Genomic DNA, 15,993 nt, shown 5'->3' on the forward strand with positions numbered 1-15,993 from the left:
TCATTCTCTCCTTATCGCGCCGGAGCGTCTTGCTCGCCGTCCGGTCCGTATCCCAGGTCCGTGATATCGTCATCCGAGAGCCGTTTGGCCTCCCAGTGGGCGGCGCTTGCCTGTGCGCCGCGTTCGTTTTCCATCAGGCCCGAATAGACGAGCTCGACTTCATCTGGTGCTGACGGAGGCCCGCCGTCGGCGTCGATCTGATCGCGGTTTTCGCCATCGACGCCCAACAGGGCGTCGGCTTCGCGTTCGATGCCGTCGAGAGCTAGCTGGTCGTCGAGATCGATCTCGGCGTCCTCGTCGAACTCCTCTTCGTCGGCGTCGCCGTCAGCCTGGGTCACGTCCAGCACCTGGTCGGCCTCATCCAGCAGAAATTCGCCGTCGCCCTCGTCGTCCAGATGGGTTTCGTCAAACGTCTCAGACTGTTCCTGATCGTCCTGATAGTCGTTGTCCGGCATGGTCGTCTCCTCTTCGACAAGCCAACGCAACGGCGACGATACGCGTTCCAGCGGATCGATCTCACAAGGGATGGTTAACTGATGCCGGGTTAGGGTCTGATTCACTCGGAGCTGTCGTGCGCGACCGGCTCGATCACGACTGGAGTACGGTCCTCAATGGCCTTGAAGCTGTCGCTGAAACCCGGCGAGAAGTTCGTTCTGAATGGCGCCGTGGTCCAGAACGGCGATCGTCGCGGCGTGCTGATCCTCCAAAACCGCGCCAGCGTCCTGCGCGAGAAGGACATCATGCAGGCCGAGGACGTCACCACGCCCGCACGCCGCATCTATTTCCCGATCATGATGATGTATCTGGACGAGAATTCGGCGTCGAAGTTCTTCGACGAACTCGCTTTACGGATCACCGAATTCATGGGCGCGACGCAGAACCCGGACATCCTGGCCGAATGCGTCTCGGCCTCGCGTCATGTGCTGGCGCGCGAATACTATAAGGCCCTGATGTCGGCGCGTAAGATTGTCGAATATGAAGAGAGAGTGCTGAATGTCGCTTCAGGCCTACACAGCGGCGACAGCGAGGGCTGAGAGCCCGCGCGACCTGGAGTACCGTCTGTTCGGTCAGGTCACGCGCGCTCTGGTTCACGCCTCGACCGTCGACGAGTCCGACATCGCCACCCGTATCGACGCGCTGGACTGGAACCGGCGTCTGTGGTCGACGCTGGCCGGCGAGTGCAGCGATGCAGGCAACGCTCTGGGCGCTCCGATGCGTGCTCAGATCATTTCCCTGAGCCTGTTCATCAATCGCCATTCCTCGGCGATCATGCGGGGCGAAGAGAGCTTTCAGGATCTGATCGATATCAATCGCATGATCATGCAGGGCCTGTCCGGCGGGGCGTCGCCGACGCAGTAGATCGACACGCGTTCACGAAAGCGCGAAGCCCATTGGCGCAAGGCGTTGAGCCGTCTTATGTTTCACCTCCCTGTTCAACAGTCGAAAGGAGGTGATCCAGTGTCTCATTGTCATCAATCGCGAGCGGCGACCGCGACCCTGGCCCTCGGAGAGGGTCTGGTCTGAGCCTTTCAGACTGAGTTGCGGCCGGACCGTTCGCGGTCAGGCAATGAAGGGTCGTCGGGGAAACCCGGCGGCCCTTTTTGTCGCCGTCAGTGCAGCAGTTTGGCGAACCAGCCGGTCACGTGCTGGGCCACCTCGACTACCGTCGCCCAGATCAGGAACAGATAAAGAGCGCTGGCTGCGGTGGCGACGACGCCGAGCAGGATGGCGACCCCGTCGCGCTGCATCATGCCCAAGGCGAACAGAACCAGGGCGATGCCGGGCAGGGCGTCTCCAAACGGGATGGGCAAGGCCATGATCAGGGCCAGCACCACGCAGACCAGGCCGGTGAAGGTGTCGGCGACATCGCCGGTCAGCAGCGGCAGGCGAGGGCGGGTCAATCGTTCAATGGCGCGCACCATCTTGAGGACGCTCAGGCCATTCGGGCGTCTGCGAACGGCGCGCCTCACGCCGTCGGAAAAGATGTAGCGGCGCCCGGCGATCCGCACCCTTGCCGACAGGACCCAGCGGCGCAGCCAGGCCGGGGCTGCGAACGGAGTGGCGATCAAGGACGTGTATGCGGCGCGAGACACAGAGGCTTTCAACATCCAGCGCGGCAGCCACACGCTCTGTCCCTGGAAGGCCAGTTCCAGGGACATCAAAATGATCGGTACGGCGAAGACCGCCTTGCCGCCCGGCGGCCAGGGCAGGAGCGCCAGCAGCGACAGGATCAGGATCATGGCCCCGAAGCCGCGCTCGCCAAACGACGCGACCAGTTCGGCCATGGTCAGCTTGGGTTCGGGGGCGTGGCCGAGATCTTCAAGGACGTCGGAAAACCGCCGCAGGTCGTCGTTCGGAGGCGGTTGGGCGGGCATCAGGCGGGGCGCTCGGCTGGAGATTGCGCCCATCTAGGCGGTCGGCGCGCGGATCGCCACTTACAGAACGGACAGACGATCAGATAAATCGCCTGTGTCTTAGTCCTGCACGTGCTCGGGTTTGCCCTTGCGCTTGGTTTCGGCAAGGTCTTCCAGCTGCTTTTCCGTCATGGAATCGACCATGGACCTGGACGCGCCCTTCAGCTTTGACTTCGGCGTGTCCCCGCGCTTGGCCGACAGGGCGGCGCCGGCGGCCTTTTGCTGAGCGGCAGATTTGGCGGGCATGGTCTGTCTCCTTGTGCGGAGACAAGCCGTCAGCCGCCCAGCAGTTCCCGTCCGATCAGGAAGCGGCGGATCTCGTTGGTGCCGGCGCCGATGTCATAGAGTTTGGCGTCACGGACCAGCCGTTCGACCGGCCATTCCTTGGTGTAGCCGGCGCCGCCCAGGGCCTGAACGGCCTCCATCGTGACCTTCACCGCATTTTCGGACGCCAGCAGGATCGCGCCCGCCGCGTCGTAGCGCGTTGTCAGGCCGGCGTCGCAGGCGCGGGCGACCGAATAGACATAGGCGCGGGCGCTGTTCAGGGCGACGTACATGTCGGCGATCTTGCCTTGCATCAGCTGGAACGAGCCGATCGGCTTTCCGAACTGCTTGCGGTCGCGGACGTAGGGCAGGACCACGTCCAGCGCGGCCTGCATGATACCGAGCGGACCGGCGGCCAGAACGGCGCGCTCATAGTCCAAGCCGCTCATCAGCACGCCGGCGCCGCCGCCCAGCGGACCCATGATATTGTCTTCCGGCACTTCGCAATCTTCGAAAACCAGTTCGGCGGTGTCCGAGCCGCGCATGCCCATCTTGTCCAGCTTCTTGGAGACGCTGAAACCCTTCATGCCCTTTTCAATCAGGAAGGCTGTGCAACCCTTTGATCCCGCATCCGGATCGGTCTTGGCATAGACGACAAGGGTGTCGGCGTGGGGCGCGTTGGTGATCCAGAACTTGGTGCCGTTCAGGACGTAGCGATCGCCCTTCTTTTCAGCGCGGGTGCGCATCGACATGACGTCGGAACCTGATCCGGCCTCGGACATGGCCAGCGAGCCGACATGTTCGCCGCTGATCAGCTTGGGCAGGTATTTCTGCTTCTGCTCGGCCGTGCCCCAGCGCCGGATCTGATTGACGCACAGATTGGAGTGGGCGCCGTAGCTCAGGCCGATCGAGGCCGAGGCGCGCGACACTTCCTCCATCGCGACGACATGTTCGAGATAGCCCAGGCCAAGGCCGCCGAACTCTTCCTCGACGGTGATTCCGTGCAAGCCCAGTTGGCCCATCTCGGGCCAGAGCTCGCGTTTGAATTCGTTCTTTTCGTCGATCTCGGCGGCCAGCGGGGCCAGGCGATCGGCGGCCCAGCGGGCGGTGGTGTCGCGGATGGCGTCGGCGTTATCGCCAAGGCCGAATTCCATGGATTGGGGCGCGAAGGGAATGCTCATGCGCTAGGGCGTAGCATCGCGCACGGCCTTTCGCCAAGCGCTGTCAGACGCGGTCAGCCCGTCCCCAGCGCCGATAGCAGTTGTAGCCCGACACCCCCAGGCAGGCGGCGGCGACCAGGATCAGGACCCAGGCGACCGTGGCGGTGTCGCTGCTGTTCGATATCGACGCGCGGCGAAAGGCGGCCATGGCGACGCCGAGGCACAGGGCGCCTAGGCCGCCCATGATGACGAAGGTCAAGGTTTCCCCCAGGCCCGAACGCCGCTTGGCCCGAGCGCGGGCCACGACCTCGCGCGTGCTCAGCACGTCTTCGCTGGCTGCCGCATCACCCTCGATGGCCGGTGCGGCGGCGCTGTCGCCGGACGTGGCTTCGGCCGGTCCCGGCGCGGTCAGCACCACGCTGGTCTTTTGCGCATCGGCGAAGCCCGACGGCGTCTCAGGCTGTTTGGCCTCAACCGGCGCGTGGATGTCGTTGGCCGCGATGATCGGCGCAGCGACGGAGACGGTCTCCGATTGTCCGGTCAGCGGCACGACGTCCGGGACCGGGCCGACAGCCGTCGCGGCATAGGTGTTGTGCGGCTGAGGTGCGGTGGTCGCAGAGATGGCTTGAGCCAGCACCATGCCGTCCTGGGCCGGGAAGGGGGCGACGGCCTCATCCAGGGCGCCGTCGACGGCGGGCAGGGCCGGCTCGTCCGTCTCGAAAGGAGACGGCAGGGGCGCTGCGAGAAGATCCGCCAAGGTGACCGGCGCGCCGGGTGCGGCGTTGAACAGCGCGTGTTCAGCCGAACGACGGCGGGTTGGGGTCTCGGCTGCGGCTTCATCGGCCCAGGCGCTCATGGAGGCGGACGCCTGACGAGCAGACCCCGCATTCAACTGCTCGACCACGTCGGATGCGGCGAACCTGTCTGCGCCGATGGAAAAGGCGAAACTGGCCAGGGCGTCGAACTGATGCTGGTTGAGGTGAACGCGGACATGATCGGTCACGGCCTTCACGACCGGGATCAGGTCGTACTGCATTAGCAGTTCGGCCTCGGCCTCGGACACCTTCGCGCCCTCACGGGCCGACTGGGTATGGCCGTAGCCGATGACCCAGCGACCGTCGCTGCGCTGCATGGCCCGAGGCCGGAAGCCTTCGAAACTCTTGATCAGCAGGACGCCCTCGCGGGACACCTTGCTGGGTTTGGGGAGGACGTCAGACACAGTTGACCCAATTGGAAACAGGCGCGCGGCGCTCGCACCGCTCCCAGCAAGGGCCGCGCCGGATCGTCCGCGTCGTGTCTAGAGCAGCACCAGTGTGGCCAGACCAAGGAAGATCAAGAAGCCGAAGAAGTCGGTGGTCGCCGTGACGAACACGGCCGATGACACGGCCGGGTCGAACTTCAACTTGGACAGGGTCAAGGGCGTAAGGACCCCGATCGAAGCGGCGACCAGCAGGTTCAGGATCATGGCCGCGCCGATCACCAGGCCGATCTTCCAGTCTTCGTCCCGGAACCAGAAGCCCGCCGCGATGCCGATCAGGGGGGCCAGGATCAGGCCGTTGGCCAGGCCGACCATCATTTCCCGCCAGAAGGTGCGCGGGGCGTTCGAACTGTTCAGCTCGCGCGTCGCTAGGGCGCGTACGGTCACGGTCAGGGCCTGGGTGCCGGCGTTGCCGCCGATGGCCGAGACGATCGGCATCAGGACGGCGAGGGCGACGATCTGCTGGATGGTGGCCTCGAACAGACCGATGACGCTGGCGCCCAGCGCCGCCGTCGCCAGATTTATCGCCAGCCAGGGCACGCGACCGCGCACGATCTCGGGGACGGACGAACCGCGGTCTTCGTCGGCGACACCGGCCAGACGCAGGATGTCCTCGCGGTTCTCTTCCTGAATGATGTTGACGATGTCATCGACGGTGATCTGGCCGACCAGCCGTCCGGCCGCGTCCACGACGGGCGCCGAGATCAGGTGGTATTTCTCGAAGATGTAGGCGACTTCTTCCTGGTCCTGATCGACGGCGATCTCGTTGATCGGCTCCATCAGATCGGTCAGGGCGACGGTGCGGGCGGCCCGCAGCAGGCCGCTGATCGGCACGCCGCCGACCGGACGGTTCAGCGGATCGACGACATAGATGTCGAAGAACAGCTCTGGCAGGTCGTCGCCCTGTTTGCGGATGTGGTCGATGGTGTCGCCCACGCTCCAGAACTGGGGCGCGGCCATCACCTCGCGCTGCATCAGGCGGCCGGCGGACTCTTCCGCATAGCCCAGGCTGCTTTCGATGGCGGCGCGATCGACCTCAGGCATGGCGGCCAGAACGCGTTCGCGCTGGTCGTCTTCCAGGTCTTCGACGACGGCTGCGGCGTCGTCGGAATCCAGTTCCTGCAGCGCCTCGGCCAGGGTGCCGTGCGGGACCCGCTCCAGCACCTCTTCGCGGATGTTGTCATCCAGCTCGGGCAGGGTTTCGGCCAGAAGCTCCGGCGGCAACCACAGCACGACGACGGCGCGGTGTTCCGCCGTCAGAAAGCCCATCAGGTCAGCGACGTCGGCCGGGTGCAGGTCTTCCAGCAGAGAGCGCAGCCGCATCCCGTCGCCGTCGTCGGCGGCGTCCACGACTTTCTCGACGAATTGCGGGGTGAGGACATAGTCCTCGTCAAGGGCGGCGTGGTCTTCGTTGTCGAGCGTCTCGTCTGGAACAAAGGCGGTGTCCGTGGTGCTCACGTGGTCGCCTCCCTTGGTAGAATGTCCAGCCGTACTTAGCCGATGAATCGCCCTGTTTAGCCAGATGGTGCGGTCGAGAAGACTCGAACTTCCACGGGTTGCCCCACAGCGACCTCAACGCTGCGCGTCTACCAATTCCGCCACGACCGCTCGCATCGGAGCGGCGGCGAATAGACGAAGCCGTTGGAAAAGGAAAGGGGCGAATTCAGTGGCGAGTGCCGAGTAGTGAGTGGCGAGGAGATCAAAGCGATTTCAGGCGACGCCGGGACTAGGGTCTGACCACGGAAAGTGTGTGCGTTAACTCGCCACTCGCCACTCAGCACTCGTCACTACGCCAGTCAGGCCGACCCGGCCATGAAGTCGTACACGTCCGCCTGGCGGGTGACGGTGATGGCGATGCGGTCGTCTCGGATCTCGATTTCGCCGCGCGCGACCGGATAGTTGTTGGCTAGGATCCAGACCTCGTCGCCCTCTGCGGCGTCCAAGGGAATTACCGCGCCGCGACCCATGCGCAGCAGTTGCGACATCGGCAGCACCGAGCGACCCAGCACCACTGAGATTTCGACATCGACGGCGTTGATCTGGGTCACGTAAAGCTCTCTTCACTGGAGGGCCGTCTCTTGCAGAAACGCCCTGGCGACCACATTGAAGCGTCATGCTTGCTGAGCCGTTAAGCCCGTCCCTTCAGAAACTGCGTCTCGACGATGGCCGACCGGTCGAATGGGCCGTGTCGAAAGGCTACGTCGACTATACGGCCGCGGAGGCTTTCATGGAGGCGCGCGTCGCCGCCATTGCGGCCGGCGAGGCGAATGAGATGGTCTGGTTGCTCGAGCATCCGCCGCTCTACACGGCCGGCGTCTCGGCCAAGGACGACGACCTTCTGGATGCCGGCCGGTTTCCGGTGCATCGCACAGGGCGGGGCGGACAGTTCACCTATCACGGGCCGGGACAGCGCGTGGCCTATGTGATGCTGGACCTTAATCGGCGCGGCAAGGACGTCCGGTGTTTCGTGCGCGGGCTTGAGCTGTGGCTGATCGGCGCCTTGGATACGTTTGGCGTAAAGGCCGACATCCGCCCGGGGCGCGTGGGCGTGTGGGTCGAGCGCAAGGGGGCGGGCTGGTCGCGTGAGGACAAGATCGCCGCCATCGGCGTCAAGGTCCGCAAATGGGTCAGCTTCCACGGCATCAGTCTGAACGTGGAGCCGGATCTGGATCATTTCGGCGGCATCGTCCCCTGCGGCATTCAGGAACACGGCGTCACCAGCCTGGTCGATCTCGGCGTTCTGGCGACGATGGACGAGGCGGACGAGGCCTTGAGGCGCAGCTTCGATCGGATCTTCGGCGCAGCGGTCGAGGCGCCGGCGCCGCTCTGATGCGCGCCGCATCGCCGCAGCTCATGTGACAATCGGGCGAAATCCCGCGCGGCGGGGTTGGCAAGCGCCGGACGCATGGGGTTTAACCTTTCCCACGAGCTTGAAATCAAAGGCCGCAGGAAACCCCATGAACCGAATGATCGCCGCAGCATCGGCCGCCGTTCTGTCGCTAACCGTCGCCGCCGGCGCCGCTGTCGCACAGGATTTTCGCGCTCTGGCGCAGCAAGACCTCCAAGCCGCGCATGACGCCCTGGCCGCCAACCACCCTGCCGCCGTGATTCCCGGCGCGCCCAGCGAAGCGTTTCGGAGCTGGATCGATGCCGGCCTGACCGATGCGCAAGGCAAGGTGGGACGCGTGAACAGCGGCGACAGCCACGCCTATCTGATGCGCTACTACGCCAACGGCTTCCGTGACTCGAACATCGCGATTCGCCCGACCTATGAAGGCCTCGGCCCCTTCTTCGCGACCAGCTGGCCGGGCGTGACCACGGCGTGGCGCAACGGCGAATATGTGGTCTCCTATGTGAAGCCCGGCGTTCGCAACGTGCCGCCGCTCGGCGCGATCTTGGTCAAATGCGGCGACAAGACCGCCGCTCAGTTGGCCGAAGAGCGGCTGGACCGCTGGGAAGGCGACCTGACGACGGAAGCCGGACGTGTCCGCACCGCCCCCTATCTGCTGTGGAACCGGAATAATCCCTTCACCGGCGGCGTGCCGTCGCTGTGCACCTTCAAGGTCGGGCGTCGCGATCGTGACTTCCAGATGCAGCCTCAGCCGGCCGACGCCGCCAGCCTGGAAGCCGCCTATCGCGCCACCGTCTATACGCCGGGCGCCAATCCGTTGTCGGTCGAGACGGTCGACGGCCGTCCGTGGATCAACGTTCACACCCTGGCTGACGACGCCGGATGGGACGCCTTCTACGCCGCTGTCGAAGCCCAACTGCCCGCCATTCGCGGCGCGCAGGGGCTGGTCATCGATTTGCGCGGCGCAAACGGTACTTCGCTGAATGCGACGGGCAAGGGCTATGGCTTGGCCAACCGCATCTGGACGCCGGAGTTCACTGTCAGCCGTCAGCCTGAAGCCGGCTCGATCACCTACCGCGCCACGCCCGCGAACCGTCAGTGGTTCGCCGACACGCTGACCCGCATGCAGGCCGACCCGCGCTTCGTCGCCGAATCCGGCCCGGTGATCGAACAGACCCAGGCCATCGTCGCCGCCTTCGATTCGGCCCTGGCCGCCAATCAGCCGACCTTCACCATGCCGGGCCGTCCTTCGGTGGCGGACACGGGCGCAGCAAACCCCGTGGCGGGCCCGGTCGTGGTCCTGGTCGACAGCGGCTGCACGAGTGGGTGCCTGGATACGCTGGACCTGCTGACGCGCCTGCCGAACGTGCGCCTGGCCGGATCAGTCACAGCCGAGGACTCGATCTTCATCGAGCCGACTGTGCTGCGCCTGCCTTCGAACTATGCCGAGCTGACCTATGGTCATAAGGCCTGGACGACGCGTCAGCGCGGCAACGATGCGCCCTTCACCCCGGCGCAGGGCCTTGCCTATACCGGCTCTGCGACGGACGAAGCGGCCGTGCGCGCCTGGGTGGGCACGCTGTTCCAATAAGGAACGGTCGGTCGAATGAACCAGGGGCGGGCAGGGGGTGGAACCCTTGGCCCGTCCTTCTTATTTGCAGTCCATGACCGATCTCGTCCAAACCTCCGAAACCCTCCGTTCGCCGTCGGGCTATGACCTGACGCCGCCAAACGCCGAAGAACGCGCCCGGCTCGAAGCCGATCTGAATCCTGAGGAAAAGCGCGTCCTGCTGTCCCATGGAACGGAGGCGCCGTTCTGCGGCACTCTGCTGGGTGAGAAGCGGGCTGGCGTCTTCTGCTGCCGCGAATGCGGCTTGCCGTTGTTCAAGAGTGGAACGAAATTCGAAAGCGGCACCGGCTGGCCCAGCTTCACCCAGCCGGTTGATGAAGCGCACGTCCATGCAATCCGCGACACCAGCTACGGCATGATCCGGGTCGAGACCCAATGCGCCCGGTGCGGCAGCCACCAGGGTCACGTCTTCCCCGACGGCCCGCCGCCGACCGGAAACCGCTATTGCATCAACTCGGTCGCGCTCAGTTTCGTAGCCGAGGGCGAGGCCTTGCCGGACCCCCTGAACCGCGGCGACGGCATCGCCTGACCTTGGCCTCAATCGCTGTGCTAGGATGATGTCGAACGGAGGTGGCCTATGCTGATCGCAAGTCTCTTGGCGGGTGTGGCGCTGGCGGCGTCGGACGGTGATCCGGATGGCGTGGTGACCACGGCGCCGACAAACGCGCCCACCCTGGCCCAGGCCCTGGCTGCGACGCCTGAGGCGTCGGTGACCGCGCCGACGGCTCAGGACGCCGCCCCGCACGGCATGACCACTGAGCAGCAGATTCAAAACTGGATCAGCACGCGCACGCCGGGCGCAACCTTCGACGAAAGCGCAAAGCCGGGCGCGCCGGCCGAGCGCAAGATGCATGGCATGGTCGAGGCCGGGATCGGCACCGGCGGCTATCGCAGCTATGGCGCGGCTGTTTCCTTGCCTGTCGGTGAGAACGGTCGTCTGGACCTCGCCTACCGCGAAGGCCGCAACGAACCCTGGGGATACGGCTACGGCGGCTATGGTCTGCGCGGACCGGGCTTCTACTCGCCTTATGGCGGCGGCTGGCGCGGTCGAGGCTATGGGGCCGACACCACGACCAAGTCGATGTCTATGGGGTTCAGCTGGAGCAAGGACGGCGATGCGGATGATCGCGATCCCTATCGTCGCGGCCTGTACGGCTACGACTGAAGGCTTTTCCGTCCGATCTGGAATTCAAAAAGGCCCGGCAAAAGCCGGGCCTTTTCAAGTCTCAGATGGTGCCGCCGGGGGGAATCGAACCCACGACCTCAGCCTTACCAAGGATGCGCTCTACCACTGAGCTACGGCGGCCCCGACTGAGGAAGCGGCCGTATAGCCAAACCCTTTCGGGGAGGGAAGCGGCTTTTTGACGATCTGAAAGAAAGTTTGGACATGGCCTGTGATCACGGCATCATCGCGCCATGACTCGCACGCCGCATGACGCCGATACGCCCTCCGCCGCCGCGCAGGCGACGCCGATCGTCGAATCGGGGCCTGAATTCGAGAAAGCGCGCGCAAAGGCGGAAAAGGCCATGCGGCTTGCCTGCGCCCTTCGCGCCAACCTGCGACGCCGCAAGGCGCCCGCGCGGACGCCGGCTGCGCCGCGCGACAGCAACTGAAAGTCATCGGCTCGCGATCACGCAGCCCTTTGGCAAGCGCCCGCCGGCTTGCTAGAGAACCTTCCTCCCGAGGCGTTGGCATCGGGCGCGCTTAAGGACGTCATGGACAGCATCGCCATTCAGGGCGGCGCCCAGCTTTTCGGGGACATTCCCGTCAGCGGCGCCAAGAACTCCGCCATCAAGCTGATGGCCGCCTCGATCCTGACGGATCAGCCCTTGCTGCTGACCAATATGCCGCGTCTGGCCGACACCCGGTTCCTGGGTCAGTTGCTGCGCCAGTTCGGCATCGAAGTGACCGAGCGGGACGGTGCGGACGGGCAGGAGAGTCTGTTCCACGCCAAGAATCTGACCTCGACCTTCGCCCCCTACGATCTGGTGCGGCAGATGCGGGCCTCGTTCAATGTGCTTGGGCCTTTGCTGGCGCGCACAGGCGAGGCCAAGGTCTCGCTGCCGGGCGGCTGCACCATCGGCGCGCGTCCGGTCGATCTGCACCTGCAGGCGCTGACGGCGCTGGGCGCCGAGATCGAGCTGGACGAAGGCTATGTCACCGCCCGCGCGCCCAAGGGCCTGAAGGGCGCCGAGATCGAGTTCCCCTTCGTCTCGGTCGGCGCCACCGAACACGCGCTTCTGGCCGCTGTGCTGGCTGAAGGCACGACTGTCCTGCGCCGTGCGGCGCGCGAACCCGAGATCGGCGATCTGGCCCAATGTCTGACGGCCATGGGCGCCAGGATAGAGGGCATCGACACCGACGTCCTGACCATCACCGGCGTCTCGTCGCTGAATGGAACGACCTGGTCTGTGATTCCCGACCGGATCGAGATGGGCTCCTACGCCGTCGCCGCCGCCATGGCGGGCGGCGAGGTGCGTCTGACCAAGGCGCGGGCTGAATTGATCGGTTCGTTGACGGACAAGATGGTCGAGGCGGGCGTCGAGGTCTCGCCGACCGCCGACGGCGTTCTGATCAAACGCGACCCGAAGCAGCGACTGAAGGCCGTAGACGTCGAGACGGCCATCTATCCGGGCTTCGCCACCGATCTCCAGGCCCAGTTCATGGCGCTGATGACGACGGCGGAAGGCGTCAGCACGGTTCGCGAGACGATCTTCGAAAACCGCTTCATGCATGTGCCGGAGTTGGCGCGACTGGGCGCCGACATTTCGGTCCATGCCGGAGAGGCGCACGTCAACGGCGTCGAAGTTCTGCACGGCGCACAGGTTATGGCCACGGATCTTCGGGCTTCGATGTGCCTGGTTATCGCGGGCCTCGTCGCCGAGGGCGAAACGACGGTCGGACGCGTCTATCATCTGGATCGCGGTTTCGAGCGTTTGGAAGAAAAGCTCGGCGCATGCGGAGCCGACATCCGCCGCATAAAGGGAACAGGTGATGAGCACTGAGATCGACGGCGTCATCCCCGAAGCCAAGGCACCGGTCGAACCGCTGCGTCTGCTGGCCGAGGATGCCGACGATCTTCAGATCATCTCCGCCGCGCTCCAGGACGCCATCCTGCGTCCCGTGGATATCGTCTGGGAAAAGGCGGCCCGGACCCTGACCATCGCCTTCAGCCGCTTCTGCTGGGAGTGCGGCGGGACGCGGGTGATGTGCGCCATGCAGTTCGGTGACGTTCTGGCGGTCAAGAGCCGTCGCCTGTCGCGCAGTCCCGACGCCTCGCTCGAACTGCTCGCGCTCGACTTCATTCCGACCGAGGATCTGAGCGGACGCGTCATCCTGATGTTCGCCGGCGGCGGCGACCTGCGAATCGACGTCGAATGCCTGGACGCCGTGGTCACGGATATTTCCGACCGCTGGCCGGCGCGCATCGCGCCGACCCATCTGGACACGCCCGAACTGGACGAAGGGACTGCGGCATGAGCGCCGATCACAAGCTGGCCTCGGTCGAACTGGACGCCGCGACCCTGCCGGCGGCGACGGCCGAGATCGAGCACGAGCGTCGCGTCGCCATCTTTGATCTGGTCGAGAAGAACAGCTTCGAGCCCGTCGGCGCCGAGGGCGGACCCTACAGGCTGAAGCTGTCGCTTCAGGACAATCGTCTGGTGTTCGACATCGACGGCGAGAACTTCACGCGCACCTACGCCATCAGCCTGACGCCGCTGAAGGGCGTGATCAAAGACTATCTGATGATCTGCGACAGCTACTACGAGGCTCTGCGCGGATCCTCGGCCAGCCAGATCGAATCGGTCGATATGGGCCGGCGCGGCCTTCACAACGAAGGGGCCGAGCAGCTGAAGACGCGGTTGGACGGCAAGATCGTGGTCGATCACGAGACGTCGCGGCGCCTGTTTACATTGCTCTGCGCCCTCTACCGTCGCGGCTGACCTCGACTATCTCTGTGTTTTCGGGCATTAGGCCCGTCCATTCCGCCCCTCGCGCCCGCCCGGCGTGGGGTCGAACGCATATTCAACGGGCGTGAGAGGCCGCATGGCTAAGGAAGAACTGCTCGAGTTTCCCGGCACCGTCAGCGAACTGCTGCCGAACGCCACCTTCCGCGTGACGCTCGAGAACGACCACGAGATCATCGCCCACACCGCCGGCAAGATGCGCAAGAACCGCATTCGCGTTCTGGCCGGCGACAAGGTGCTGGTCGAAATGACCCCCTACGACCTGACCAAGGGTCGCATCACCTATCGCTTCAAGTAAGTGGCTGCGGGTCGCCCCGAACTGGTGCTGGCTTCGGCCAGCCCGCGCCGCATCGAACTGCTGGCGCAGGTCGGGATCACGCCCGACCATATCGATCCCGCCGACATCGACGAAACGCCTCTGAAGGGCGAGACTTCGCCGCGCCTGGCCGAACGGCTCGCCACCTCGAAAGCCCAGGTCGTCGCAGAACGCCGTCCCGACGCGGTCGTCATCGCCGCCGACACGGTGGTCGCTGTCGGGCGTCGTTTTCTGGAAAAGGCGGCGGACGAGGCCGAGGCGACACGTTTTCTGAAACTGCTGTCCGGCCGCAATCACCGCGTCTTCACCGGCGTCGCCGTCTGGCGCGACGGAAAGATATCGTCCCGCGTCAACGAAACCCGCGTGACCTTCAAACCCTTGTCCGACCATGAGATCGCCGCCTACGTCGCCACGGGCGACTGGCGCGGCAAGGCCGGGGGCTATGGCATCCAGGGCCCGGCGGCCGCCTTCATCCAGCGCATCGTCGGCAGCCATCCGTCCGTGATGGGCCTGCCCGTCTATGAGGCCGTCCAGCTTCTACACGGCGTCGGCTGGCGTTCATGAGCGGCGCAGTCGAGGTCTTCCTCGACGAGACGCCTGGCGAGACGCGTGGCGCGATCATGCGCGACGGCCGTTACACTCATCTTCTCATCCACCGCGAGGACGATGCGGCGCAGACCCGGCTCGGCGCCCGCTCCGTGGGGCGTGTCATCGAGGTGAACCCCGGCTTGCGCGGCGCCTTCGTCGATATCGCCGCACCGACCGCCGCCTTTCTGCCCTTCCCGAGAAACGACCGTCTTACCCAGGGGCAACGACTAGAAGTCATCGTCACCGCCGAACCTCGTGCCGGGAAAGGGGCGGTGGTTCGCCGTCTGGGGCCCGGGGAGGGGACGCCTCGCCTGATTCAGCCCGCACCCAGCATCGCCGAACAGTTGCGCGATCTCGCGCCCGGCGAGGAATCAGTCACCGGCATCGCCGCTATCGACGCCGTGGTCGAGGCGGAGGAGGAGGCTCTGGCTCAATCTATCGTTTTCGCCTCGCATGGAATCGATCTCGCCATCGAACGCACGCGCGCCTTGGTGGCTGTGGACATCGACTTCACCTCCCCCCCCGGTCGTGATCCGAAACAGGCAAGGGCGGCTGCGAATCGCGAGGGGTTGAAACAGGCGGCGCGGCTGACCGGCCTGCGGAACTGGGGCGGCCTGGTCGTCATCGACATGATCGGGGACGGTACGGACGCGGAGGCCCAGGCCAAGGTTGCGCGGGCCGCGTTCGGTCACGAACCCCAGGCCGTCTTCGGACCCGTCAGTCGGTTCGGCCTGTTGCAGATGTCGCTTCCCTGGCGCCGTACGCCGATCGAGGAGGTTCTGCTCGGCGCCAGCGGACGCCCGTCTGTTCAAACACGAGCCTTGTCTTTCGTGCGCACTTTGCGGCGGCACCTTCTGGCCGATACCCTGTCGCCGCGCATCATCGCGCGTTGCGCGCCGGAAGAAGCCCTGATTGCTCAACCGCTGGCGGCTCGTCTGGGACCGCGAGCGGTGATCCAGGCCGATCCCGCGATCCCGGTTGGGCGCGGACGAATAGAAGAGGGGTGAGCCGTGGCTTCCTGTCCAATCTGCCGCAAGGCCGACGCCGATCCCAAGTACAAGCCCTTCTGCTCACGCCGCTGTTCGGACGTGGATCTTCAACGCTGGTTCACTGGCGGCTACGCCATTCCGGTCGCCCTGGACGAGGGTGCGGAAGATGATGACGAAAAGGACTGATTGGGCGCTGGACAGGCGGAAAAGCCTCCCCTATAGACCCGCCTCTCGCGACGCCGCGTCGGCGCCTGGATAGCTCAGCTGGTAGAGCAGCGGATTGAAAATCCGCGTGTCGGTGGTTCGAACCCGCCTCCAGGCACCATCTTTTCTTGCCCCACAAAAATCGATTGCACCGGCGCATTATCTTGCGCTGCGGCCTTTGCGCCGTCCTCGGCTTTCAGGCGGCTTGCAGCGATCAGCCCTACAATTTGCAGTATTGGGAAATGATCGCGCTCAGGATGGCCGTTTTGAACAAACTTGCTTCATCTGACGTTAGATCATCATCAAAATGTCGCGTGGCTGCACTCTAATGCGCCGGTTGGTGGAACTTT

The 15,993-nt window shown here is 65.0% G+C and carries 21 protein-coding genes and 3 tRNA genes; 15 read left to right on the plus strand and 9 right to left on the minus strand.

Features of this window, described 5'->3' with window-relative positions; translation table 11 throughout:
• Positions 1-11: 11 nt before the first annotated feature.
• Complete coding sequence (locus tag E4341_RS07480; RefSeq protein ID WP_165116305.1) at positions 12-455, minus strand: hypothetical protein; 444 nt, start codon at positions 453-455, stop codon at positions 12-14.
• A 156-nt stretch (positions 456-611) separates the two neighbouring features.
• Here E4341_RS07480 and flbT point away from each other — a divergent pair, with 156 nt between their 5' ends.
• Complete coding sequence (gene flbT / locus E4341_RS07485) at positions 612-1,034, plus strand: flagellar biosynthesis repressor FlbT (RefSeq protein WP_055808589.1); 423 nt, start codon at positions 612-614, stop codon at positions 1,032-1,034.
• On the plus strand, positions 994-1,359 hold the full coding sequence (gene flaF, locus E4341_RS07490; protein WP_055808591.1) for a flagellar biosynthesis regulator FlaF: 366 nt from the start codon (positions 994-996) through the stop codon (positions 1,357-1,359). Before flbT ends, flaF begins: the two co-directional genes overlap by 41 nt.
• Before the next feature lie 251 nt (positions 1,360-1,610).
• Here the strand turns inward: flaF and E4341_RS07495 are convergent, their stop codons facing one another.
• The 7 genes from E4341_RS07495 to E4341_RS07525 form a co-directional block, all read right to left on the minus strand.
• The gene (locus tag E4341_RS07495; protein WP_205751376.1) at positions 1,611-2,375 is read right to left on the minus strand and encodes an exopolysaccharide biosynthesis protein; all 765 of its coding nucleotides are present in this window, start codon (positions 2,373-2,375) and stop codon (positions 1,611-1,613) included.
• Positions 2,376-2,474: 99 nt separating this feature from the next.
• On the minus strand, positions 2,475-2,660 hold the full coding sequence (locus tag E4341_RS07500; RefSeq protein WP_165116309.1) for a DUF3008 family protein: 186 nt from the start codon (positions 2,658-2,660) through the stop codon (positions 2,475-2,477).
• Positions 2,661-2,689: 29 nt separating this feature from the next.
• The gene (locus E4341_RS07505; protein WP_165116311.1) at positions 2,690-3,859 is read right to left on the minus strand and encodes an isovaleryl-CoA dehydrogenase; all 1,170 of its coding nucleotides are present in this window, start codon (positions 3,857-3,859) and stop codon (positions 2,690-2,692) included.
• A gap of 43 nt (positions 3,860-3,902) precedes the next feature.
• Positions 3,903-5,057: a glycoside hydrolase family protein gene (locus E4341_RS07510; protein ID WP_165116313.1), complete on the minus strand. Its 1,155-nt coding sequence runs from the start codon at positions 5,055-5,057 to the stop codon at positions 3,903-3,905.
• A gap of 78 nt (positions 5,058-5,135) precedes the next feature.
• The gene (mgtE, locus tag E4341_RS07515) at positions 5,136-6,554 is read right to left on the minus strand and encodes a magnesium transporter (protein ID WP_165116315.1); all 1,419 of its coding nucleotides are present in this window, start codon (positions 6,552-6,554) and stop codon (positions 5,136-5,138) included.
• A gap of 65 nt (positions 6,555-6,619) precedes the next feature.
• A tRNA-Leu gene (locus E4341_RS07520) sits at positions 6,620-6,704 on the minus strand.
• 188 nt (positions 6,705-6,892) lie between these two features.
• On the minus strand, positions 6,893-7,144 hold the full coding sequence (locus E4341_RS07525; RefSeq protein WP_017505209.1) for a FliM/FliN family flagellar motor switch protein: 252 nt from the start codon (positions 7,142-7,144) through the stop codon (positions 6,893-6,895).
• A 65-nt stretch (positions 7,145-7,209) separates the two neighbouring features.
• On the opposite strand from E4341_RS07525, the gene lipB reads away from it, so the two are divergent.
• The 4 genes from lipB (at position 7,210) to E4341_RS07545 (ending at position 10,742) form a co-directional block, all read left to right on the plus strand.
• Positions 7,210-7,926, plus strand: a complete 717-nt coding sequence (gene lipB / locus E4341_RS07530; protein ID WP_055808602.1) for a lipoyl(octanoyl) transferase LipB — start codon at positions 7,210-7,212, stop codon at positions 7,924-7,926.
• A gap of 127 nt (positions 7,927-8,053) precedes the next feature.
• Positions 8,054-9,538 carry a hypothetical protein gene (locus tag E4341_RS07535; RefSeq protein ID WP_165116317.1) on the plus strand — a complete coding sequence of 495 codons (1,485 nt, stop codon included), beginning with the start codon at positions 8,054-8,056 and terminating at the stop codon, positions 9,536-9,538.
• Between the two features lie 73 nt (positions 9,539-9,611).
• On the plus strand, positions 9,612-10,106 hold the full coding sequence (msrB, locus tag E4341_RS07540; protein ID WP_165116319.1) for a peptide-methionine (R)-S-oxide reductase MsrB: 495 nt from the start codon (positions 9,612-9,614) through the stop codon (positions 10,104-10,106).
• Positions 10,107-10,154: 48 nt separating this feature from the next.
• Positions 10,155-10,742: a hypothetical protein gene (locus E4341_RS07545; RefSeq protein ID WP_205751250.1), complete on the plus strand. Its 588-nt coding sequence runs from the start codon at positions 10,155-10,157 to the stop codon at positions 10,740-10,742.
• A 66-nt stretch (positions 10,743-10,808) separates the two neighbouring features.
• On the opposite strand, the gene E4341_RS07550 is transcribed toward E4341_RS07545, so the two are convergent.
• Positions 10,809-10,883, minus strand: a tRNA-Thr gene (locus E4341_RS07550).
• Positions 10,884-10,993: 110 nt separating this feature from the next.
• On the opposite strand from E4341_RS07550, the gene E4341_RS07555 reads away from it, so the two are divergent.
• The 9 genes from E4341_RS07555 to E4341_RS07595 all read left to right on the plus strand — a co-directional run bounded on the left by E4341_RS07555 (position 10,994) and on the right by E4341_RS07595 (position 15,764).
• Positions 10,994-11,191, plus strand: coding sequence for a hypothetical protein (locus tag E4341_RS07555; protein ID WP_165116321.1), 198 nt, complete (start codon positions 10,994-10,996; stop codon positions 11,189-11,191).
• Positions 11,192-11,293: 102 nt separating this feature from the next.
• Positions 11,294-12,583 carry a UDP-N-acetylglucosamine 1-carboxyvinyltransferase gene (gene murA, locus E4341_RS07560; protein WP_165116323.1) on the plus strand — a complete coding sequence of 430 codons (1,290 nt, stop codon included), beginning with the start codon at positions 11,294-11,296 and terminating at the stop codon, positions 12,581-12,583.
• Positions 12,573-13,058, plus strand: a complete 486-nt coding sequence (locus E4341_RS07565) for a DUF2948 family protein (protein ID WP_066551770.1) — start codon at positions 12,573-12,575, stop codon at positions 13,056-13,058. The genes murA and E4341_RS07565 overlap by 11 nt, the downstream gene beginning before the upstream one ends.
• A complete protein-coding gene (locus E4341_RS07570) occupies positions 13,055-13,522 on the plus strand; it encodes a UPF0262 family protein (RefSeq protein ID WP_017505201.1) in 468 nt (155 codons plus the stop codon). Before E4341_RS07565 ends, E4341_RS07570 begins: the two co-directional genes overlap by 4 nt.
• A 103-nt stretch (positions 13,523-13,625) precedes the next feature.
• Entirely contained in the window at positions 13,626-13,844 is a 219-nt protein-coding gene (infA, locus tag E4341_RS07575) for a translation initiation factor IF-1 (RefSeq protein WP_008261544.1), read from the plus strand.
• Entirely contained in the window at positions 13,845-14,426 is a 582-nt protein-coding gene (locus E4341_RS07580; protein ID WP_165116325.1) for a nucleoside triphosphate pyrophosphatase, read from the plus strand. It abuts the gene before it with no gap.
• Positions 14,423-15,457 (plus strand): ribonuclease E/G, encoded by a 1,035-nt coding sequence (locus tag E4341_RS07585; RefSeq protein ID WP_165116327.1) that lies wholly within the window; start codon positions 14,423-14,425, stop codon positions 15,455-15,457. The genes E4341_RS07580 and E4341_RS07585 overlap by 4 nt, the downstream gene beginning before the upstream one ends.
• A 3-nt stretch (positions 15,458-15,460) precedes the next feature.
• The gene (locus E4341_RS07590) at positions 15,461-15,625 is read left to right on the plus strand and encodes a DNA gyrase inhibitor YacG (RefSeq protein ID WP_082854100.1); all 165 of its coding nucleotides are present in this window, start codon (positions 15,461-15,463) and stop codon (positions 15,623-15,625) included.
• Positions 15,626-15,688: 63 nt separating this feature from the next.
• Positions 15,689-15,764: transfer RNA gene (locus E4341_RS07595), tRNA-Phe, on the plus strand.
• The last annotated feature ends 229 nt before the right edge of the window (positions 15,765-15,993 follow it).

The organism is Brevundimonas sp. 'scallop' (genome assembly GCF_011045535.1).
Taxonomy (GTDB): domain Bacteria; phylum Pseudomonadota; class Alphaproteobacteria; order Caulobacterales; family Caulobacteraceae; genus Brevundimonas; species Brevundimonas vesicularis.

What these genes read in the sequence shown, in the direction of transcription:
- E4341_RS07480 (WP_165116305.1), bottom strand. Translation starts at nt 455, where the DNA reads ATGCCGGACAACGACTATCAGGACGATCAGGAACAGTCTGAGACGTTT.
- flbT (WP_055808589.1), top strand. Translation starts at nt 612, where the DNA reads ATGGCCTTGAAGCTGTCGCTGAAACCCGGCGAGAAGTTCGTTCTGAAT.
- flaF (WP_055808591.1), top strand. Translation starts at nt 994, where the DNA reads ATGTCGCTTCAGGCCTACACAGCGGCGACAGCGAGGGCTGAGAGCCCG.
- E4341_RS07495 (WP_205751376.1), bottom strand. Translation starts at nt 2,375, where the DNA reads ATGCCCGCCCAACCGCCTCCGAACGACGACCTGCGGCGGTTTTCCGAC.
- E4341_RS07500 (WP_165116309.1), bottom strand. Translation starts at nt 2,660, where the DNA reads ATGCCCGCCAAATCTGCCGCTCAGCAAAAGGCCGCCGGCGCCGCCCTG.
- E4341_RS07505 (WP_165116311.1), bottom strand. Translation starts at nt 3,859, where the DNA reads ATGAGCATTCCCTTCGCGCCCCAATCCATGGAATTCGGCCTTGGCGAT.
- lipB (WP_055808602.1), top strand. Translation starts at nt 7,210, where the DNA reads ATGCTTGCTGAGCCGTTAAGCCCGTCCCTTCAGAAACTGCGTCTCGAC.
- E4341_RS07535 (WP_165116317.1), top strand. Translation starts at nt 8,054, where the DNA reads ATGAACCGAATGATCGCCGCAGCATCGGCCGCCGTTCTGTCGCTAACC.
- msrB (WP_165116319.1), top strand. Translation starts at nt 9,612, where the DNA reads ATGACCGATCTCGTCCAAACCTCCGAAACCCTCCGTTCGCCGTCGGGC.
- E4341_RS07545 (WP_205751250.1), top strand. Translation starts at nt 10,155, where the DNA reads ATGCTGATCGCAAGTCTCTTGGCGGGTGTGGCGCTGGCGGCGTCGGAC.
- E4341_RS07555 (WP_165116321.1), top strand. Translation starts at nt 10,994, where the DNA reads ATGACTCGCACGCCGCATGACGCCGATACGCCCTCCGCCGCCGCGCAG.
- murA (WP_165116323.1), top strand. Translation starts at nt 11,294, where the DNA reads ATGGACAGCATCGCCATTCAGGGCGGCGCCCAGCTTTTCGGGGACATT.
- E4341_RS07565 (WP_066551770.1), top strand. Translation starts at nt 12,573, where the DNA reads ATGAGCACTGAGATCGACGGCGTCATCCCCGAAGCCAAGGCACCGGTC.
- E4341_RS07570 (WP_017505201.1), top strand. Translation starts at nt 13,055, where the DNA reads ATGAGCGCCGATCACAAGCTGGCCTCGGTCGAACTGGACGCCGCGACC.
- infA (WP_008261544.1), top strand. Translation starts at nt 13,626, where the DNA reads ATGGCTAAGGAAGAACTGCTCGAGTTTCCCGGCACCGTCAGCGAACTG.
- E4341_RS07585 (WP_165116327.1), top strand. Translation starts at nt 14,423, where the DNA reads ATGAGCGGCGCAGTCGAGGTCTTCCTCGACGAGACGCCTGGCGAGACG.